Annotated in this window: 20 protein-coding genes; 18 read left to right on the top strand and 2 right to left on the bottom strand. The window is 60.9% G+C overall.

Annotated elements, in window-relative coordinates; all coding sequences use genetic code 11:
* The first annotated feature begins 2 nt into the window (after positions 1–2).
* The 13 genes from ACPYOI_RS27570 to ACPYOI_RS27510 all read left to right on the top strand — a co-directional run bounded on the left by ACPYOI_RS27570 (position 3) and on the right by ACPYOI_RS27510 (position 13,324).
* Positions 3–506, top strand: a complete 504-nt coding sequence (locus ACPYOI_RS27570; RefSeq protein WP_168831651.1) for a protease inhibitor Inh/omp19 family protein — start codon at positions 3–5, stop codon at positions 504–506.
* Between the two features lie 47 nt (positions 507–553).
* Positions 554–1,717, top strand: coding sequence for a cell division protein ZapE (zapE, locus tag ACPYOI_RS27565; RefSeq protein ID WP_481416939.1), 1,164 nt, complete (start codon positions 554–556; stop codon positions 1,715–1,717).
* A gap of 177 nt (positions 1,718–1,894) precedes the next feature.
* A complete protein-coding gene (gene mdh / locus ACPYOI_RS27560) occupies positions 1,895–2,857 on the top strand; it encodes a malate dehydrogenase (protein ID WP_481416940.1) in 963 nt (320 codons plus the stop codon).
* A 20-nt stretch (positions 2,858–2,877) separates the two neighbouring features.
* Positions 2,878–4,071, top strand: a complete 1,194-nt coding sequence (gene sucC, locus ACPYOI_RS27555) for an ADP-forming succinate--CoA ligase subunit beta (protein WP_168832701.1) — start codon at positions 2,878–2,880, stop codon at positions 4,069–4,071.
* A gap of 19 nt (positions 4,072–4,090) precedes the next feature.
* Positions 4,091–4,996: a succinate--CoA ligase subunit alpha gene (gene sucD, locus ACPYOI_RS27550; RefSeq protein WP_481416942.1), complete on the top strand. Its 906-nt coding sequence runs from the start codon at positions 4,091–4,093 to the stop codon at positions 4,994–4,996.
* 167 nt (positions 4,997–5,163) lie between these two features.
* Positions 5,164–8,148, top strand: coding sequence for a 2-oxoglutarate dehydrogenase E1 component (locus ACPYOI_RS27545; protein WP_481416943.1), 2,985 nt, complete (start codon positions 5,164–5,166; stop codon positions 8,146–8,148).
* A 15-nt stretch (positions 8,149–8,163) separates the two neighbouring features.
* The gene (locus ACPYOI_RS27540) at positions 8,164–8,481 is read left to right on the top strand and encodes a YciI family protein (RefSeq protein WP_481416944.1); all 318 of its coding nucleotides are present in this window, start codon (positions 8,164–8,166) and stop codon (positions 8,479–8,481) included.
* 30 nt (positions 8,482–8,511) lie between these two features.
* Positions 8,512–9,771, top strand: a complete 1,260-nt coding sequence (odhB, locus tag ACPYOI_RS27535) for a 2-oxoglutarate dehydrogenase complex dihydrolipoyllysine-residue succinyltransferase (protein ID WP_481416945.1) — start codon at positions 8,512–8,514, stop codon at positions 9,769–9,771.
* Positions 9,772–9,888: 117 nt separating this feature from the next.
* The gene (locus tag ACPYOI_RS27530) at positions 9,889–10,383 is read left to right on the top strand and encodes a hypothetical protein (protein WP_481416955.1); all 495 of its coding nucleotides are present in this window, start codon (positions 9,889–9,891) and stop codon (positions 10,381–10,383) included.
* Entirely contained in the window at positions 10,380–11,132 is a 753-nt protein-coding gene (locus tag ACPYOI_RS27525; RefSeq protein WP_481416946.1) for an SDR family oxidoreductase, read from the top strand. The genes ACPYOI_RS27530 and ACPYOI_RS27525 overlap by 4 nt, the downstream gene beginning before the upstream one ends.
* Positions 11,133–11,149: 17 nt before the next feature.
* Complete coding sequence (locus ACPYOI_RS27520) at positions 11,150–11,302, top strand: hypothetical protein (RefSeq protein ID WP_481416947.1); 153 nt, start codon at positions 11,150–11,152, stop codon at positions 11,300–11,302.
* 23 nt (positions 11,303–11,325) lie between these two features.
* A complete protein-coding gene (lpdA, locus tag ACPYOI_RS27515) occupies positions 11,326–12,732 on the top strand; it encodes a dihydrolipoyl dehydrogenase (protein WP_481416948.1) in 1,407 nt (468 codons plus the stop codon).
* A gap of 91 nt (positions 12,733–12,823) precedes the next feature.
* On the top strand, positions 12,824–13,324 hold the full coding sequence (locus tag ACPYOI_RS27510) for a cytochrome b (RefSeq protein ID WP_481416949.1): 501 nt from the start codon (positions 12,824–12,826) through the stop codon (positions 13,322–13,324).
* On the opposite strand, the gene ACPYOI_RS27505 is transcribed toward ACPYOI_RS27510, so the two are convergent.
* Both ACPYOI_RS27505 and ACPYOI_RS27500 read right to left on the bottom strand, forming a co-directional pair.
* Positions 13,321–14,397, bottom strand: coding sequence for a TraB/GumN family protein (locus tag ACPYOI_RS27505; protein WP_481416950.1), 1,077 nt, complete (start codon positions 14,395–14,397; stop codon positions 13,321–13,323). The two genes, ACPYOI_RS27510 and ACPYOI_RS27505, sit on opposite strands and share 4 nt — an antisense overlap.
* A gap of 85 nt (positions 14,398–14,482) precedes the next feature.
* Positions 14,483–15,418: a tyrosine recombinase XerC gene (locus tag ACPYOI_RS27500; RefSeq protein ID WP_481423619.1), complete on the bottom strand. Its 936-nt coding sequence runs from the start codon at positions 15,416–15,418 to the stop codon at positions 14,483–14,485.
* Positions 15,419–15,558: 140 nt separating this feature from the next.
* On the opposite strand from ACPYOI_RS27500, the gene ACPYOI_RS27495 reads away from it, so the two are divergent.
* The 5 genes from ACPYOI_RS27495 to ACPYOI_RS27475 all read left to right on the top strand — a co-directional run.
* On the top strand, positions 15,559–16,497 hold the full coding sequence (locus ACPYOI_RS27495; RefSeq protein WP_481420220.1) for a GNAT family N-acetyltransferase: 939 nt from the start codon (positions 15,559–15,561) through the stop codon (positions 16,495–16,497).
* A 62-nt stretch (positions 16,498–16,559) separates the two neighbouring features.
* A complete protein-coding gene (locus tag ACPYOI_RS27490) occupies positions 16,560–18,776 on the top strand; it encodes a primosomal protein N' (RefSeq protein ID WP_481423618.1) in 2,217 nt (738 codons plus the stop codon).
* 140 nt (positions 18,777–18,916) lie between these two features.
* Entirely contained in the window at positions 18,917–19,306 is a 390-nt protein-coding gene (locus ACPYOI_RS27485) for an AGROH133_08824 family phage infection protein (RefSeq protein WP_481417262.1), read from the top strand.
* Positions 19,307–19,558: 252 nt separating this feature from the next.
* Complete coding sequence (locus ACPYOI_RS27480) at positions 19,559–20,125, top strand: F0F1 ATP synthase subunit delta (protein ID WP_168832686.1); 567 nt, start codon at positions 19,559–19,561, stop codon at positions 20,123–20,125.
* Positions 20,125–20,746: F0F1 ATP synthase subunit alpha (locus ACPYOI_RS27475; protein ID WP_481423617.1), on the top strand; the 622-nt coding region annotated here is incomplete at its 3' end. The genes ACPYOI_RS27480 and ACPYOI_RS27475, both read left to right, overlap by 1 nt.

Genomic DNA, 20,746 nt, shown 5'->3' with positions numbered 1-20,746 from the left:
TGATGCAGTTGCGATATGTGTTGACAGGTGTAACGGTTGTTCTGTCGTTGGCTGGCTGCCAGCGGACGGCATATGACAGTGCGAGTTACTCGCCGGCTCCTCTCGCAGCGCAGCCTGTTCCTTCCGTCCAGGGCGGCCAACTTCCACCGCCGGGGGGTGCTTCCCAGTTTCCGGCTGCTCCCACGGCAGCGCCGACCACTCCGGGCCAGACGGGCGCGATGGCGGCAAACGCGCTCGACGTGACAAAGGAATCGATGGTCGGCAGCTGGCGGGTCAACGGCAGCTGCGACATGTTCCTGACCCTGACCAATCTCGGCAGCGGCTCGCGCGGTGGCACACGCGGCTGTGTCGGCGAACTGACGACGATGGGATCCTGGGAAGTCTCCGGCAAGCAGGTCCTGCTGAAGGATCGCGGCGGCAACCAGATCGGCAGCGTTTATAAGACGGCCGACAACAGCTTCTCCGGCCAGACCAACAGCGGACAGCCGATCACTCTCAGCCGGTAAGGCAACCGGCGGTCGCGCCGCCAACGACGCATAGGCGACTGATCCTCATGCAACCCATCCCCGAGTACACTTCGAGTGTCAGCGAGCACCTGAAATCGCTGACGGCTTCCGGTTCGCTTCAGATCGATGCCGCTCAGATGGACGTGGCGAAATGCCTTGACCGGGTGCTTTTTGAATTGAAGCGCCGCCGCCCGGCCGCGAAGTCGAGCTCGCTCGGCTGGCTCTTTGCTCCAAAGAAGAAAGCCGCAGATCACATCAAAGGGCTCTACATTCACGGCAGCGTCGGCCGCGGCAAGACGATGCTGATGGATCTCTTTTATGGCATGGCGCCTTGTTCGAAGAAGCGCCGCGCGCATTTCCATGAATTCATGGCCGATGTCCATAATCGCATCGCCGCACATCGCCACAAGCTGAAAAATGGCGAAACCAAACAGGCCGATCCGGTTCCGCCTGTTGCGGCGGCGTTGTACGCGGAAGCCGAACTTCTTTGCTTCGATGAGTTTACGGTGACGGACATCGCCGACGCGATGATCCTCTCTCGGCTCTTCTCGGAGCTTTTCGCGCGCGGCTGCGTGCTCATCGCGACATCGAATGTCGAGCCCGACAACCTTTACAGGGACGGCCTCAATCGCGGCCTCTTCCTGCCGTTCATCGGGCTCCTGAAAAAGAACGTCGAGGTCGTGACGCTCGACTCGCCGACTGACTACCGCATGGAGAAGCTGAACAGCCAGCCAGTTTACCTGACGCCGATAGACAAGCGGACGGATATGGCCATGGATGCCTCGTGGACACAGGCGCTGCACGGGCGCAAGGCCCAGCCGCTCGATATACCGATGAAGGGCAGGTCGATCCACGTGCCGCTCGCCGTCGATCGCATGGCGCGTTTTTCCTTCGCCGATCTTTGTGACAAGGCGATGGGTGCCGCGGATTTCCTCGCCATCGCCAAACGGTTCGATACAATTTTTATTGATCGCATCCCGTTGCTGAGTGCGGACAAGCGGAACCAGGCCAAGCGTTTCATCATTCTTGTCGATACGCTCTACGACCATGGAGTTCGGCTTCATGCAACCGCCGCCGCCATGCCGGAAGATTTGCTCGTCGAGCGGCGGGGGACGGAAGGCTTCGAATTCGACCGCACCGTCTCGCGTCTTTTCGAGATGCGGAGCTCGGAATATCTCGCACTGCATCGTGAAAGACGAGCCGCCGAGTAACATTTTGGTGACGAAATATCTTACGTTTACGTAAGATATTTTTGATCTAAACGTTTGAAATTGCTGTGTACAAAATAACACGTTGCCATTTTTTCGCTTTGGGTCTATGCGATTGCGGCATTGGACGACGCTTGGACGCGCCGCCCGCCTGATTTTGATCGCAAAGGAAACAGCGAAATGGCGCGTAACAAAATCGCACTCATCGGTTCTGGCATGATTGGTGGCACGCTGGCGCATCTCGCCGGCCTGAAAGAGCTCGGCGACATCGTTCTCTTCGATATCGCCGACGGCATTCCTCAGGGTAAGGGTCTCGACATTGCCCAATCGTCGCCGGTCGAAGGTTTCGACGCCAATCTCACGGGTGCCAGCGACTATTCCGCGATCGAGGGTGCAGATGTCTGCATCGTGACTGCAGGCGTGCCGCGCAAGCCGGGCATGAGCCGCGACGACCTTCTCGGCATCAACCTCAAGGTCATGGAGCAGGTCGGCGCCGGCATCAAGAAGTATGCCCCGAATGCATTCGTCATCTGCATCACCAACCCGCTCGACGCCATGGTCTGGGCGCTGCAGAAGTTTTCCGGCCTTCCGGCAAACAAGGTCGTCGGCATGGCCGGCGTTCTCGACTCGTCGCGCTTCCGTCTCTTCCTTGCCAAGGAATTCAACGTTTCCGTTCAGGACGTCACCGCCTTCGTTCTCGGCGGTCACGGCGACACGATGGTGCCGCTGGCACGCTACTCCACCGTTGGCGGTATCCCGCTGACCGATCTCGTTACGATGGGCTGGGTCACCAAGGAGCGCCTCGAGGAAATCATCCAGCGCACCCGTGACGGCGGTGCCGAAATCGTTGGCCTGCTGAAGACCGGCTCGGCCTACTACGCGCCCGCCGCTTCGGCGATCGAGATGGCCGAATCCTACCTCAAGGACAAGAAGCGCGTGCTGCCCTGCGCTGCGCAGCTCACCGGTCAGTATGGCGTGAAGGACATGTATGTCGGCGTTCCGACCGTCATCGGTGCCGGCGGCGTCGAGCGTGTCATCGAGATCGACCTCAACAAGGCCGAGAAGGAAGCATTTGACAAGTCTGTCGGCGCGGTCGCCGGTCTCTGCGAGGCCTGCAGCAACATTGCACCTGCGCTGAAGTAATCGAAACAGGGAAAGACCCCATGAACATTCATGAATATCAGGCCAAGGCTCTCTTGAAGGGCTATGGCGCGCCGGTCGCGAAGGGCGTACCGATCCTCAAGGTCGAGGAAGCCGAAGCTGCCGCCAAGTCGCTCCCAGGCCCGCTTTACGTGGTCAAGAGCCAGATCCATGCAGGCGGCCGCGGCAAGGGCAAGTTCAAGGAACTCGGCCCCGATGCCAAGGGCGGCGTGCGTCTCGCCAAGTCGATCGACGAAGTCGTCGCTCATGCCAAGGAAATGCTCGGCAACACGCTGGTTACCGCGCAGACGGGCGAAGCCGGCAAGCAGGTCAACCGCCTCTACATCGAAGACGGTGCCGACATTGCCCGCGAACTCTATTGCTCGCTGCTGGTCGATCGCTCCGTCGGCCGCGTTGCCTTCGTCGTATCGACCGAAGGCGGCATGGACATCGAGGCTGTCGCTCACGATACGCCTGAGAAGATCCATACGATCGCCATCGATCCGGAAGCCGGCGTAACGGCTGCGGACGTTGCCGCGATCTCCAAGGCTCTCGAACTGACTGGCGCTGCCGCTGAAGATGCCAAGGCGCTGTTCCCGGCGCTTTACAAAGCCTTCAACGAAAAGGACATGGCTCTCCTCGAGGTCAATCCGCTGATCGTCATGAAGGACGGTCACCTGCGCGTTCTCGACGCGAAGATGTCCTTCGACGGCAATGCGCTCTTCCGCCACGACGATGTCAAGGCGCTGCGCGACGAGAGCGAAGAAGACTCCAAGGAAATCGAAGCGTCCAAATGGGACCTCGCCTACGTTGCTCTCGATGGCAACATCGGCTGCATGGTCAACGGTGCCGGTCTCGCCATGGCGACGATGGACATCATCAAGCTCTACGGCAAGGAGCCGGCGAACTTCTGTGACGTCGGCGGCGGCGCCGGCAAGGAGAAGGTTGCCGCAGCCTTCAAGATCATCACCGCCGACCCCAAGGTCGAAGGCATTCTCGTCAACATCTTCGGCGGCATCATGCGTTGTGATGTCATTGCTGAGGGCGTTGTCGCGGCCGTGCAGGAAGTCGGTCTGAAGGTTCCGCTCGTCGTTCGCCTCGAAGGCACCAATGTCGAGCTCGGCAAGAAGATCCTCAACGAGTCTGGTCTGGCGATTACCGCGGCTGACGATCTTGACGATGCGGCGAAGAAGATCGTCGCGGCGATCAAAGCTTAATCTGGAAGGACCGGAAAGAATGTCTATCCTCGTCAACAAAGACACGAAGGTCCTCGTACAGGGCCTGACCGGCAAGACCGGCACCTTCCACACCGAACAGGCGCTCGCCTATTACGGCACCAAGATGGTCGGCGGTATTCACCCGAAGAAGGGTGGCGAATCGTGGTCGTCGGGCGTCGACGGCACGGCGCTGCCGATCTTCGCGACCGTTGCCGAAGCCAAGGAAAAGACCGGCGCCGAAGCGACCGTGATCTACGTTCCGCCGGCAGGCGCAGCCGATGCGATCATCGAGGCGATCGAAGCCGAGATCCCGTTCATCACCTGCATCACCGAGGGCATCCCGGTCATGGACATGGTGCGGGTGAAGGCAAAGCTCGACAAGTCCAAGTCGCGCCTGCTCGGCCCGAACTGCCCGGGCGTCCTGACGCCGGAAGAATGCAAGATCGGCATCATGCCGGGCTCGATCTTCCGCAAGGGTTCGGTCGGCATCGTTTCGCGCTCCGGCACGCTGACCTACGAAGCCGTGTTCCAGACCTCCAATGAAGGTCTCGGCCAGACGACGGCGGTCGGTATCGGCGGCGATCCGGTCAAGGGCACCGAGTTCATCGACGTGCTCGAAATGTTCCTCGCTGACGAAGCCACGCAGTCGATTATCATGATCGGCGAAATCGGCGGCTCGGCAGAAGAAGATGCGGCGCAGTTCCTCAAGGACGAAGCCAAGAAGGGCCGCAAGAAGCCGATGGCCGGCTTCATCGCAGGTCGTACGGCTCCGAAGGGCCGCACGATGGGCCATGCCGGGGCCGTGGTTTCCGGTGGCAAGGGTGACGCAGAATCGAAGATCGCGGCCATGGAATCGGCCGGCATCCGCGTCTCGCCGTCGCCGGCCCGCCTCGGCAAGACGCTGGTTGAAGTCCTGAAGGGCTAAGCCGACATATAGACCCGGGCGGTGGATGGCATCTGCATCCGTCGCCCGGTTCAAGAACGTTTACGCAGATGTGCCGCGGACAGGCGGCAAATTGGAATGCGGCAGCCGGTATCGGCCGGCAAATTCATCAAAGTCAGGAGGCGGACGAAGAGCGTCCGCGTAAGACCATGGCACGGCAAGAAGCCAACGAGCAGTTTCAGATCACCTCGTTTCTGGATGGCGCCAATGCTGCCTATATCGAGCAGCTCTACGCACGCTACGAAGAGGACCCGACGTCCGTAGACGATCAATGGCAAGCCTTCTTCAAGGCGCTGGATGACAACCCGAATGATGTGAAGAAGGCGGCCAAGGGCGCTTCCTGGCGTAAGAAGAACTGGCCTGTCCAGCCCCGCGGCGATCTGGTGTCGGCACTCGACGGTGACTGGGGCACGGTCGAGAAGATCATCGAAACCAAGGTCAAGGCGAAGGCCGAAGCCGCGGGCCAGCCGACCGACGGCGCCGATGTTCTCCAGGCGACGCGCGATTCCGTACGCGCCATCATGATGATCCGTGCCTATCGCATGCGCGGCCATCTTCATGCCAAGCTCGACCCGCTCGGCATCGCGGCACCGGTCGAAGACTACAAGGAGCTTTCACCGGAGGCCTACGGCTTCACGCCCGCCGACTACGATCGCAAGATCTTTATCGACAACGTACTCGGTCTCGAATTCGCGACTATTCCGCAGATGATCGAGATCCTCGAGCGGACCTATTGCTCGACGCTCGGCGTCGAGTTCATGCACATGTCCAACCCGGAAGAAAAGGGCTGGGTTCAGGAGCGCATCGAAGGGCCGGACAAGGGTGTTGCCTTCACCGCGGAAGGCAAGAAGGCGATCCTTGCCAAGCTCGTCGAAGCCGAAGGCTACGAGCAGTTCCTCGACGTCAAGTTCAAGGGCACCAAGCGTTTCGGCCTCGATGGCGGTGAATCGCTGATCCCGGCGCTTGAGCAGATCCTCAAGCGCGGTGGCAGCCTCGGCCTCAAGGAGGCCGTCTTCGGCATGGCTCACCGCGGGCGTCTCAATGTGCTTTCGCAGGTCATGGGCAAGCCGCACCGCGCCATCTTCCACGAATTCAAGGGTGGTTCCTACGCGCCTGACGAGGTCGAAGGTTCGGGTGACGTCAAGTACCATCTCGGTGCATCGTCCGACCGCGAATTCGACGGCAACAGGGTGCACGTTTCGCTGACGGCAAACCCGTCACACCTTGAGATCGTCGACCCGGTCGTCATGGGCAAGGTCCGTGCCAAGCAGGACATGAGCGCGACCGTCTGGGACGGCGACGTCATTCCACTGACCGAGCGTGCCAAGGTTCTGCCGTTGCTGATCCACGGCGACGCGGCCTTCGCCGGCCAGGGCGTCATCGCCGAAATTCTCGGTCTGTCCGGTCTTCGCGGTCACCGCGTTGCCGGCACGATGCATGTCATCATCAACAACCAGATCGGCTTCACGACGAACCCGGCCTTCTCCCGTTCGTCGCCTTATCCGTCCGACGTTGCGAAGATGATCGAAGCGCCGATCTTCCACGTCAACGGCGACGATCCGGAAGCTGTCGTCTATGCCGCGAAAATCGCAACCGAATTCCGGATGAAGTTCCACAAGCCGGTCGTGGTCGACATGTTCTGCTACCGCCGCTACGGCCACAACGAAGGCGACGAGCCGTCCTTCACGCAGCCGAAGATGTACAAGGTCATCCGCGGCCACAAGACGGTTCTGCAGATCTACGCCGATCGTCTCGTGGCCGAAGGCCTCGTCAGCGAAGGCGAAGTCGAGAAGATGAAGGCCGACTGGCGCGCGCATCTCGAGCAGGAATTCGACGCCGGCCAGAGCTACAAGCCGAACAAGGCCGACTGGCTGGACGGTGAGTGGTCGGGCCTGCGCACGGCCGACAATGCCGACGAACAGCGTCGTGGCAAGACGGCGGTTCCGATGAAGACGTTGAAGGATATCGGCCGCAAGCTTTCGGAAATTCCGGAAGGTTTCCATGCGCACCGCACCATCCAGCGCTTCATGGAAAACCGCGCCAACATGGTCCAGACGGGCGAGAATCTCGACTGGGCGATGGCCGAAGCGCTCGCCTTCGGTTCGCTGGTGGTCGAAGGCCACAAGATCCGCCTCTCCGGTCAGGATTGCGAACGCGGCACCTTCTCGCAGCGTCATTCGGTTCTCTACGATCAGGAGACGGAAGAACGCTATATCCCGCTTGCGAACCTGTCGCCCAACCAGGCCCGTTACGAAGTCATCAACTCGATGCTTTCGGAAGAAGCGGTACTCGGCTTCGAATACGGCTATTCGCTGGCTCGCCCGAATGCGCTGACCCTCTGGGAAGCCCAGTTCGGCGACTTCGCCAACGGTGCGCAGGTCGTCTTCGACCAGTTCATTTCGTCGGGCGAACGCAAGTGGCTGCGCATGTCGGGTCTCGTCTGCCTGCTGCCGCATGGCTACGAAGGTCAGGGTCCGGAGCACTCCTCGGCTCGCCTCGAGCGTTACCTGCAGCTTTGCGCCGAAGACAACATGCAGGTCGCCAACGTCACGACGCCGGCGAACTACTTCCACATCCTGCGCCGCCAGCTGAAGCGTGACTTCCGCAAGCCGCTGATCCTGATGACGCCGAAGTCCTTGCTGCGCCACAAGCGGGCAGTTTCGAGCCTTGCCGAACTTGCCGGTGAGTCCTCCTTCCATCGTCTGCTCTGGGACGATGCCGAGGTCATCAAGGATAGCCCGATCAAGTTGCAGAAGGACAACAAGATTCGCCGTGTCGTCATGTGCACCGGCAAGGTCTACTACGACCTTCTGGAAGAGCGCGAAAAGCGCGGCATCGACGATGTCTATCTGCTGCGCGTCGAACAGCTCTATCCGTTCCCGGCAAAGGCGCTCATCAACGAGCTCTCGCGCTTCCGGAACGCCGAGATGGTCTGGTGCCAGGAAGAGCCGAAGAACATGGGTGCATGGTCGTTCATCGACCCGTATCTGGAGTGGGTACTCGCCCACATCGATGCGAAGTATCAGCGCGTCCGTTACACCGGCCGTCCGGCTGCCGCCTCGCCGGCAACGGGTCTGATGTCCAAGCATCTGTCGCAGCTCGCCGCATTCCTCGAGGATGCGCTGGGCGGCTAAGAACGGGAGGGCGCGATGGCATATTTCTTCATGAGATTGGTTCCGCCGCGCCTCACTTTCCCGCATGACGGGACCGGAGAGGAAATGGCGGCGATGAAACGCCATGCCGAATACTGGCACCAGAACGCACAAGCAGGATCGGCACTTGTCGCCGGTCCCGTCTTCGAAGGCGAGGGAGCCTGGGGCATGGCGGTCGTCTCGGTCGAGGATGAGGAGGCCGCTGACGCGCTGGCCGACGCTGATCCGATCATCCGCTCCGGTTTTGGTTTCCGCTTTGAAATTTTGCCGATGCCCTCGATCATTCTCCGGCCATCTGCTGCCGGAAACGCATAGAACGAAAACAAGCAAATCAGGATTTGAACAATGGCCACAGAAATCCGCGTTCCAACTCTCGGTGAATCCGTCAGCGAGGCAACCGTCGGCACCTGGTTCAAGAAGGTTGGCGACGCCATCAAGGCTGACGAGCCGATTGTTGAGCTCGAAACCGACAAGGTGACCATCGAAGTGCCGGCGCCGGCCTCTGGTACGCTGTCCGAAATCGTTGCTCAGGCAGGCGAAACCGTCGGTCTCGGCGCGCTGCTCGGCCAGATCACCGCAGGTGCCGGCGCTACCGCTGCCCCGGCTGCCGCCGCCCCCGCCGCCGCTCCGGCGAAGGTTGCCGAGCCCGCACTGGCCGGCGCTGCCGCTCCGGCTCCTGCCGCTCAGCCCGCTGCTCCGTCGTCCATGCCGCCGGCTCCGGCTGCTTCGAAGATGCTCGCTGAGAACAATCTCTCGGCCGATCAGGTCGAAGGCAGCGGCAAGCGCGGCCAGGTCCTGAAGGGCGATGTCATTGCCGCTGTCGCCAAGGGCATTTCCGCTCCGGCTGCCTCGGCGCCGGCTGCAGTTCCTGCGGCTCCGCGCGGTCCGTCGACCGTCGAGGATGCCGGCCGCGAAGAGCGCGTGAAGATGACGCGCCTGCGCCAGACGATCGCCAAGCGCCTCAAGGACGCACAGAACACCGCGGCCATGCTGACCACCTACAACGAGGTGGACATGAAGGCCGTCATGGACCTGCGTGCCAAGTACAAGGACGTCTTCGAAAAGAAGCATGGCGTGAAGCTCGGCTTCATGGGCTTCTTCACCAAGGCGATCACCCACGCGCTGAAGGAACTGCCGGCGGTCAATGCCGAGATCGACGGCACCGACATCATCTACAAGAACTACTGCCACATCGGCATGGCCGTCGGCACGGACAAGGGCCTCGTCGTCCCGGTCATTCGCGATGCCGACCAGATGTCGATCGCTGAAGTCGAAAAGGACCTGGCACGTCTGGCAAAGGCAGCCCGCGACGGTTCGCTGTCGATGGCCGACATGCAGGGCGGCACCTTCACGATCACCAATGGCGGCGTTTACGGTTCGCTGATGTCCTCGCCGATCCTGAACGCTCCGCAGTCCGGCATCCTCGGCATGCATAAGATCCAGGACCGTCCGGTTGTCGTCGGCGGCCAGATCGTCATCCGTCCGATGATGTATCTCGCACTCTCCTACGATCACCGTATCGTCGACGGCAAGGAAGCCGTGACCTTCCTCGTCCGCGTCAAGGAAAGCCTGGAAGATCCGGAGCGTCTGGTCCTCGACCTCTAAGAGGAATTGGAGGGCCGCTCGCGCGGCCCTCGTTCTTCCGGCAAGGAGTGCCTTATGACGCTTGGAGTTCAGGCAAGGGGCAATAGCTCGCTTCGCATCGCGACGCTTAGGCGGCGAATGACGGCGCTGGCCGTGCCGCTCTTCCTGTGCGCGACAGCGGGTGCCGCGCTTCCGGCCGACTGCAAGCAATCGAATGCCGTTTATGCCGATCGCGACGGCGCTTACGAACTTCGGTTTTCGCCGCTCGAATCCGATGCTGCTGCGGCAAGCAATCAGTTCAAGATCAGTGTGCAGAAGACGTCGTTGGTCCTGGATGGCTATGTGATGCCATCGGAAGATCCGGACCGTGCGATCGGCATCGTCATGTTCAACTGCCCGAGTGGCGATGTGACGGGTGACGATCTTGATGCCTGCACGGTCTGGCAGGGGCCGGTCTATGGTGTCAGCGCTGCGGGCCAGGTGGATAATCTTCAGGCGGAGTCGGCGGACGCGGCGGACAGGATCGTGCTGCCGGGTCTCGGTCCAGCGATCCGCGAGTCCTCGATCTGGGGTGAAGGCAAGGCAACCGTCGCGCCTTGGGACGTCATGACATTCAAGGAATGTGCAAAATGAGCGAAGCGCCCGTTCTGCTGGTTACCGGCGGAAGCCGCGGCATCGGTGCCGCTGTATCAAAGCTTGCGGCTAGGCAGGGCTGGCGAGTTGCCGTCAATTACGCCTCGAACAAAGCCGCCGCGGACGCCGTGGTCAACGCGATTTCGGCGGATGGCGGGGAGGCGCTTGCCGTAAGAGCCGATGTCGGCAATGCGGATGATATCGTCTCGATGTTCGAAACCGTCGATCGCCATTTCGGCCGCCTCGATGGGCTGGTGAACAACGCCGGCATCGTCGACGTGGCTCAACGGGTCGACGAGATGAGTGTCGACCGTATCGAGCGGATGATGCGCGTCAATGTGACGGGTTCCATTCTCTGCGCGGCGGAAGCCGTGCGCCGCATGTCGCGCAAACATGGCGGCGGTGGGGGAGCTATCGTCAACATTTCGTCGATGGCAGTCATCATCGGCTCGCCATCGCAATATGTCGACTACGCGGCCTCGAAGGCAGCGATCGACACGTTCACGATCGGGCTGGCACGCGAAATCGCCACCGAAGGTGTTCGCGTCAATGCGATCCGCCCGGGAATCATCGATACCGATATTCATGCCTCGGGCGGACTGCCGGATCGCGCGCGCGACATGGCGCCGAACATTCCGATGCAGCGGCCGGGAACGGCTGAAGAAGTGGCAGATGCAGTTCTCTATCTTCTGTCTCCCGCGGCCTCCTACGTCACGGGCTCGATCCTCAATGTGAGCGGCGGGCGTTAGGCGGCAAAGGAAAAAGGATGCAACGTCTTCTCTCTGCCGGCGTCCGGATCGCCATCCTTAAACCCGTCCGCGTCCGCTTTGTCAGCGGCGAATGGTTCAACTGCATCCCCGTAACAACGCCTGTCAGTTTTGGTTTCCGGCTCGCGCCTGCCTGCGCCGCCGGCCAATGAAATAACGCAAAGGAAAAGAAGCAATGTCCTATGATGTGATCGTTATCGGAACCGGCCCCGGCGGCTATGTCGCTGCCATCAAGGCGGCACAGCTTGGTCTCAAGGTCGCGGTCGTTGAAAAGCGCGCGACCTTCGGCGGCACCTGCCTCAACGTCGGCTGCATCCCGTCCAAGGCGCTGTTGCACGCCTCCGAAATGTTCCATCAGGCTGGCCACGGCATGGATGCGCTTGGCATCGAAGTCGCGGCACCCAAGCTGAACCTCGGAAAGATGCTGGCGCACAAGGATGCGACCGTGAAGTCGAACGTCGACGGCGTCGCCTTCCTCTTCAAGAAGAACAAGATCGATGCCTTCCAGGGCACCGGCAAGATCGTTTCGGCCGGCAAGGTTTCCGTCACCGGCGACGACGGCAAGGTGCAGGAAATCGAAGGCAAGAACATCGTCATCGCGACTGGGTCGGATGTCGCCGGCATTCCGGGTGTCAAGGTCGATATCGACGAGAAGGTAATCATTTCCTCGACGGGTGCGATCGCGCTCGAGAAGGTGCCGGAAACGATGATCGTCGTCGGCGGCGGCGTGATCGGCCTTGAGCTCGGTTCCGTATGGTCGCGCCTCGGCGCCAAGGTCACCGTCGTCGAATTTCTCGACACGATCCTCGGCGGCATGGACGGCGAAGTCGCCAAGCAGTTCCAGCGCATGCTCGCCAAGCAGGGCGTCGACATCAACCTGAGCTCGAAGGTGACGGGCGTCGAAAAGGGCGGCAAGGGTGCGAAGGTGACGTTCGAGCCGGTCAAGGGTGGCGATGCCCAGACGCTCGAAGCCGAAGTCGTTCTGATCGCGACCGGCCGCACTCCCTACACGGCTGGCCTCGGCCTGGAAGAAGCAGGCGTGAAGCTCGACGGCCGTGGCCGTGTCGAAATCGACGGTCACTTCCGCACGAACGTTCCTGGCATCTATGCGATCGGCGACGTCGTGAAGGGACCGATGCTGGCGCACAAGGCGGAAGACGAAGGCGTTGCCCTCGCGGAAATCCTCGCCGGCCAGCATGGCCATGTGAACTATGATGTCATCCCGAGCGTCGTCTACACGCAGCCGGAAGTCGCCTCCGTCGGCAAGACCGAGGAAGAGCTGAAGGCGGCGGGCATTGCCTATAAGGTCGGCAAGTTCCCCTTCACGGCAAACGGTCGCGCGCGCGCCATGCTCGCAACGGACGGCTTTGTGAAGATCCTGTCGGACAAGGAAACGGATCGGGTTCTCGGCGGTCATATCGTCGGCTTCGGCGCCGGCGAAATGATCCACGAGATCGCGGTGCTGATGGAATTCGGTGGTTCCGCGGAAGACCTCGGCCGGACCTGCCACGCGCATCCGACGATGTCGGAAGCCGTCAAGGAAGCAGCTCTCGCCACCTTCTTCAAGCCGATCCACATGTAATATTAAATCTTCGCCATGCAGCAAAGGCCGCTTGCCTTAGGGCAGGCGGCCTTTTACTTTGAAATTGTTCTAATTTTTCCGGGAAAAGCCAATGCGGTCCCATGTCGTTCAATCTTACAGCCCGCCCCAGCGCCTGGTGCATTGGACCATGGCCCTGCTCATATTCTATAACCTTCTCTTTCCGGACGGCATGAACGCTTGGCACCGGGTGATCCGGCATGGCGGCACCCCATCGCCCGAGCAGATCGCCTCGGCCAATGTGCACGCCTATATCGGTATTTCGATCCTTGTTCTGGCTGTCCTGCGCGTGTGCCTGCGCCTGTTCCAGGGGGCGCCGCCGGAGATTGCCGAAGAGCCAGCCATCTTTCGCCTTGCGGCAAAGGCTGCGCATGTTGCGCTATATGCGCTGATCTTCGCGCTGCCGCTTACGGGTATGGCGGCCTATTATTTCGGTGTCGATATTTCCGGCACCATCCATGCGGAAATTCTCAAGATGATCCTCTGGGCGCTGATCGCGGCACATGTCGCTGGTGCGCTCGCACACCAGTTCTACTGGAAGACAAATGCAGTTCGCCGGATGACGGTCGGTTAGTTCACGGCCGTGACCGTGAAGCCCTGCTTGCGGAGCAGTTCGATCACGCCGCCCTCGCCGGGAAGGTGAAGCGCGCCGACGGCCATGAAGATATTCCCGCCGGCGAGTATCGGCGCGGCGCGTTCGGCCATCACCTTGTTGCGGTCGAGAATGATGCGCTGTTCGAAGGCGGCATAATCGCTATCGTCGTCCGCGCCATCAGGTGAAACGGTCTTGAGCATCGGGATCGTCATTCCGATGTCTCCGGAGAGATAGAGATCGGTCATCGTTTCAACGACGTCATTCATCTTCGCGCCAAGCTCGAGCGTTTCGATCAGCGATTTCAGATGGAATTCGACCGGAAGTTCCGCCATGGCCTGCAGTTGTTCGGCCAGCGTTTCAAGCCCCTTCACCTGCTTGCCTTCGGCAGCGGCGTCGGCGGCGATCTTCTGGTCGAGGAACTGCACGCCCTTGGCCTTCCGCGAGATCTCGCAGGCGGGGAGGGCGACGGCACTGGCGATCATCCAGGGACGCATGCGCGAAACGGCAGCGAGCGGAATTCCGCGCTGCTTCAGGCCGGCGTCGAGACGGGCGTAATCCTCCGGTGAGAGAAGTTTTTCGATCGTCGTGCCATCCGTGAACATGGTGAGGTCCGGTCGGGCAAGGAGAGCGGCTGCCGCCTTCTTCTCATTCAGAATCTCGTCGGATTCGATGATGATCGTGTCGGCGCCATCATGCGCCGCCTGGGCATAGGGCGGCAGGTTCAGCACGCGAGGATCGGTGACATGCATGCTGCCGAGCAACCAGGACGGCTTCAAACCGGGCTTTTCAATCTTCCAGAAAATGCCCTTGCCGTTCGGCGTCGCATCGGCTTCCTTGACGACCTCCGCGTAGCGGGCGGGATCGTTCTGCTGCAGCTCGGTCAGCAGGTTCTTGCCGGTGCATGCGTCGTCGGCAGCCTGTGCCTGAGACACCGAAAGGAGCACGGCGAAAAGAGCGGCTGCGAGCAGCAAATGGAAGGCGGCAATCAGCCAAAGCAGGATATTGCCGGGTGCTGGGACATGCAGGCTTCGGTGGCCGATCGAGATCGTCATGATGGTGTTCCGGTCACAGTAACGAGGCCAAAGCTCTACGCCTTGTCTCGCGCATATTCCTTTAAGAGAATGCGTTAACGAAAGATTATGCCCTTGGATGGGCGCGATCGTAAACTTCCAGCAAGCGTGACGAGTCGACGCCGGTATAGACCTGGGTCGTGGAGAGGCTTGCATGGCCAAGCAGTTCCTGGATGGTCCTGAGATCGCCACCGCCGGCTAAGAGATGCGTCGCAAAGGAATGCCGCAGCGCATGCGGGGTCGCCGTTTCCGGTAGGCCGAAAGCTCCGCGCATGCGCTGCATCGTGCGCTGGATGATCGCAGCCTGCAGTTTGCCGCCCCGCGCGCCACGGAACAGCGGTGCCGCGCTCTCAAGATGATACGGGCAGAGTGATCGGTATTTCTGAACGGCTTCAACAACGATCGACAACAACGGGACGAGGCGGGTCTTGTTGCCTTTGCCGGTTATGCGCAATGCCGTGGTGCCGGGCTGCAGAGCGTCGCCAGTCAGGTCGAGGGCCTCGGAAATGCGCAGGCCGCAGCCATAGAGCAGGGTGAACACGGCCGCATCGCGCGCAGCGATCCATGGCTCCTCGTGAAGCTGCGCCTCGTCGCTGGCAACGGTGATCGCCTGGTTGTCGGAAAGCGGCTTCGGCAGCGATTTCGGCTGCTTCGGCGAGCGGACTGCGCTCGCGCCCGCGGCGTTCACCAGGCCTCTCTTCTCAAGGTAGCGCAACAGCGAGCGAAGGCCGGCCAGGTTGCGGCCAAGTGATCGGGCTCCGGAGCCCTCCTTGCGGCGCGCAGCCAGGAAGGCGCGGAAATCGGCGGGGCGGAGAGCCTCGATGTCCTTCAGGGTTGCCGGGCCGCCGAGATGGCCAGTCAGGAAGGTGAGGAATTGGCGGCTGTCACGCTCGTAAGCATCGAGGGTATGTTCCGAAAGGCGCCGTTCGCTCCTAAGGTTTTCCAGCCAGGCGCTACGTTCCGCCATCAGGTGCGGGTCGGCGATAATCAGGAGTTCGTTCACGGCGCTGGCCTTGATTTTGCTATTGCCTTGGCCAATTCTGAGGGGCGACCAGTTAGGGAATTGCTAATATCGGCGAAGCGCTTGTCATGCATCCATCACAATAGGTTGCGATAGCTGCTCCGAACGAGACAGGACTTTGCATGGCACGGCGCCAATCCACGACGGCTTTCGGACAGCTCGCGGAAGCGATCGCTCTGGTTTCCCACGGCAATCCTGGCCACATCGTCGATACTCTGATCGCAGAACGCGGGCAGCGCATTGTCCGCAATCCGCTTTGGCCAGTGATGCGGCCCTTTCTCTACACGCTTCTGCGTTACAACAAGGCTCTTCAATTCGCCAATGACGTCGCGAACAAGCCTGGTTTCCAATGCTTCGAATATATGAGCAATCTGCTCACCCTGGACATCAAGGTCAGGAATGCCGAGCGTATCCCTGCCTCCGGCGGTTTCATTCTGGTCAGCAACCATCCGACCGGCATCGCCGACGGTGTTGCAGTCTTCGATCTGTTGAAGAACCGTCGCCCGGACATGATGTTCTTCGCCAACCGCGATGCCGTGCGTGTCAATCCGCGCTTTGCCGAAATGGTTATCCCCGTGGAATGGCGGGAAGAGTACAAGTCGAAGCTCAAGACCCGCGAGACGCTGCAGCTGACGAACCATGCGGTGAAGCAGGGAAAGGCAACCGTATTGTTTCCCTCGGGCCGCATCGCCTATTGGGCCAATGGCCGGTTGAACGAGAGGCCGTGGAAGAGCTCGGCCATCAGCCTCGCCCGCAAATACAACCTGCCGATTTTGCCGGTGCATATGAAGGCACGCAATTCCGGCCTTTTCTACTGGTTCGCCAAGTGGTCGACGGAACTCCGCGACATGACGGTGTTTCACGAGCTTCTCAACAAGCGCGGCGACCGCTTCGATTTCATCATCGGCGACCTCATTCCTGTCGAGCGGCTCGAAGGGGACATCAACGACGTGACGAAGGCGCTGGAGCGGCACACGGTGTTCGATCTGGTCAACGATGGCGACGCACAGTTTGAGCCTGTCAGCGCCTCCGTTGTCAGCGCCGAACCAGTCGCCGTTTAGGTCCTGACTCTCGTTCTCTTTATGGTTCCATTTTGCGGCCGTTGCGGGCATGGTCACGCCCGATGAGCACAGATTCTTCCGATCTCTTTGGCGCGCTATTCGATGCACCACCCGTGAACCGTACGGTTCCGGTTCTCGTCCCCATGCCGGCGCCGAAGGCATACTCCTACTCCGTACCCGAAGGCATGGCGGTCGAACCCGGCTCGGTCGTGCAAGTGCCGCTCGGGCCGCGGCAGGTGATCGGCGTCGTCTGGGACGGCGGCGACGAAGGGGTCGATCCGAAGAAGCTCCGGCCGATCACGCATGTCTTCGATTGCCCGCCGCTCACGAAGGAAATGCGGGATTTCATCGACTGGGTTGCGGCATATACGCTGTCGCCGCCCGGCCTTGTCGCCCGAATGGCGCTTCGTGCTCCAAATGCGTTTGAGCCGGAGCCTATGGTGGAGGGGTTGCGCTTCGCCGGCGGCGAGCCGGAACGCATGACGCCTGCGCGAGCGCGGGTGCTCGAGACGGCAGCGGACGGCATTTCCTGGACGCGGTCGGGCCTTGCGCACGCGGCTGGCGTTTCGCTCAGCGTCGTGGATGGTCTCGTCAGCCACGGCTTGTTCGAGGCGATCTTCCTGCCACCGCCGCCCGTGGTCGCAAAACCAGATCCGGATTTTGCGCCGTCGCGCCTGGAAGGGCCGCAAAAGGCTGCAGCCGAAGAGATTCTGACCGAGGTCAGAAAGGGTGAATTTGCGGTTTCGCTAATCGACGGCGTCACGGGCTCGGGCAAGACCGAGGTCTATTTCGAGGCCATAGCCGAGACACTGAGACAAGGAAGGCAGGTGTTGATCCTGCTGCCCGAAATCGCGCTGACAGCGAGTTTCCTCGAGCGCTTTCAGGACCGCTTTGGCGCAAAGCCGGCCGAATGGCACTCCGATCTTGCGCCGCGCATGCGCGAAAAGGTCTGGCGACAGGCAGTCACCGGCGAGGTCCGGGTCGTTGCCGGGGCAAGATCAGCCCTGTTTCTGCCGTTCGAAGACCTGGGCCTCATCATCGTCGACGAGGAGCACGATCCGGCCTACAAGCAGGAAGACCGCGTCTACTACAATGCACGCGACATGGCTGTCGTGCGCGGGCGGATCGGCGATTTCCCGGTCGTTCTGGTGTCGGCGACGCCCTCCGTCGAAAGCCAGGTGAACGGCCAGAGCGGACGCTATAGCACCATTCATCTGCCGACACGTTTTGGTGACGCGGCGTTGCCGGATCTGCACCTCGTCGACATGCGGCGGCATGCTCCGGAAAGGGGTGGCTTTCTCTCGCCTGTCTTGATCCGGGCGATTGGCAAGACCATCGAGAAGAAAGAACAGGCGCTGCTCTTCCTCAATCGTCGCGGCTACGCGCCGCTGACGCTCTGCCGCGTTTGCGGCCATCGTTTCCAGTGCCCGCAATGTTCGAGCTGGCTCGTCGAGCACCGTTTCCGCAGCCAGCTCCAATGCCATCAGTGCGGCCATACGGAGCGGACACCCGAGGCCTGCCCGGAATGCGGAACGCTCGATCATCTCGTCGCCTGCGGGCCGGGAGTCGAGCGCATTGCTGAAGAGGTCGAGCGGCATTTCCCCGAGGCACGAACGATCGTGCTTTCCTCCGATATCATGGGTGGCGTCAAGCGCCTGCGTCTGGAGCTTGATGCGATTGCCAAGGGCGAAGCCGATATCGTCATCGGCACGCAGCTCGTCGCCAAGGGGCATAACTTTCCGCTCATGACCCTAGTCGGCATCGTCGACGCCGATCTCGGTCTTGCCAACGGCGATCCGCGTGCAGCGGAAAGAACCTTCCAGCTTCTTTCCCAAGTGACGGGCCGTGCAGGGCGAACAGGTCTGAAGAGCCATGGGTTGTTGCAGACCTACCAACCGCAGCATCCCGTCATGCAGGCGATTGTCTCCGGTGACGCGGGCGCGTTCTATGAACGCGAGATCTCCGAGCGGGAACGCGCAATTCTGCCGCCTTTCGGACGGCTCGCTTCGATCATCGTTTCCGCTGAAACCCGGCATGATGCGGAAAACCACGCTCGTGGCGTGCGCAATGCCGCCCCGCAGGTCTCCGGCATTTCGGTCCTCGGACCGGCTGAAGCGCCGCTCGCTCTCGTCCGCGGCCGCTACCGCTTCCGCCTGCTCGTTCACGGACGGCGGAATTCCGACATGCAAGCTTTTCTGCGAACCATGCTCGCCCAGGCGCCGAAAGAGCGTGGCTCGGTGCATGTCCAGCTCGACATCGATCCGCAGAGCTTCCTGTGAACGACACTAGCGCCTTACGACGACGGAAGGCCGGCCCGTCGCCCAATCATTCAACTTGCCGCGATGTCTTGCCACCGTTTCCTAACCGCTGGCTTCGTGCCATAAGTCGCCCCAATCATTCAGTGATTTGGGGCTGATTCATGGAGTTTTATTTTCCGGAGACCTTTGGCGAGCAGCTCGCTTTCTGCGCCGCCGCATTCACGGCTCTCGCCGGTTTCGTGATCATGTTCGCACCCGGCTATGCGATGCGGCTTTTCGGTCTGCAGCCTCGCGGCGAGCGTCGGGATGGGTTCGCCGAGCAGCGCTCCATCGGCGGCTTCTATCTCGGCTTCGGCCTTTCGGCGATCATGCTGGCGCAGGACTTCATCTACATGGCGCTCGGCGCGGCTTTCGCGATGGCGGCATTCGCCCGGGTCGTCTCCCTCCTTTCCGATAAGGGGAGTACCGCGCTCAACTATTTACTTTTGGTTGTGCAAGTCGCTCTTGCGGCACTGCCGCTCGGATATTCCTTCGGCTTCTTCGTAACGTAGATTACGACGCTCCGGGCCGTTTGCTCGCGGCGATTTGGGCCATTTTTCGATTTTCCGGTAGAAAATCATTCGAAAGGCACATTCGGACGTTACGCGTGTTGCGAGTCCCGATATCCTATGTTAGACGGACCCCGAATTTCGAAAGAGGTGAGAGGCTTCTCTTGCGCTTTCCGGGGGAAATCAAAAGCGAATTCAAGTGCATGGGCCGATTTACGCCCGTGGCAGGATTCTTGAACTGAAATAGGGGAATTTGTGCCCGTGGCAGACACGTCCCAGCTTACTTCTGGTGTTGCAGAACGCTATGCCTCGTCGCTGTTCGAACTGGCGCTTGAGGAAGGTGCCGTCGAGAGCGTCACGAGGGATCTCGACCGTTTCCAGGCGATGCTGGACGAGAGCGATGATTTGAAGCGCTTCGTTTCAAGCCCTGTCTTTTCGTCCGACGATCAGCTGAAGGCGATCGTTGCCCTCAACGAGAAAGCCGGCTTCGGCGGCTTCTTCGCCAATTTCCTGAAGGTCCTGGCGCGCAACCGCCGCCTCTTTGCCCTTCCGGGCATCATCAGGGCTTTCCGCATCATCGCTGCCAACCAACGCGGCGAAATTTCTGCCGAGGTCACCTCGGCCCATGCGCTCACTCCAGCGCAGGAAACCGAATTGAAGGCGGCGCTAAAGGGCGTCACCGGCAAAGACGTGGCGATTGCCGTCACGGTTGATCCGTCAATTCTTGGTGGTCTGATCGTGAAGGTCGGGTCCCGTCAGATTGATACGTCGCTTCGCACCAAACTTTCTACCCTCAAGCTTGCATTGAAAGAGGTTGGCTGATGGACATCCGCGCCGCGGAAATTTCCGCAATTCTCAAAGATCAAATCAAAAATTTCGGTAAAGAGGCAGAAGTCTCGGAAGTCGGCCAGGTGCTTTCTGTCGGTGACGGTATTGCTCGCGTTTACGGTCTGGACAATGTTCAGGCGGGCGAAATGGTCGAGTTTCCGGGCGGCGTCCGCGGCATGGCGCTGAACCTCGAGTCTGACAACGTCGGTGTTGTTATCTTCGGTTCGGACCGTGACATCAAGGAAGGCGACGTCGTCAAGCGGACCGGCGCCATCGTCGACGTTCCGGTTGGTCCGGAGCTGCTCGGCCGCGTCGTCGACGCTCTTGGCAATCCGATTGACGGCAAGGGCCCGATCAATGCGACACGCCGCTCGCGCGTTGACATCAAGGCTCCTGGCATTATTCCGCGCAAGTCGGTTCATGAGCCGATGTCGACCGGTCTCAAGGCCATCGACGCACTCATCCCGGTCGGCCGCGGCCAGCGCGAACTGGTCATCGGCGACCGCCAGACCGGCAAAACCGCGATCATCCTCGACACGATCCTGAACCAGAAGGCCATCCACGACTCCGGTCCAGAGGGTGAGAAGCTTTACTGCGTCTACGTTGCCGTCGGCC

This window comes from Rhizobium sp. SVR5-2C, assembly GCF_056755115.1.
Note: the sequence above shows the minus strand (reverse complement) of the source record. Positions and strands in the feature narration are given on the sequence as shown.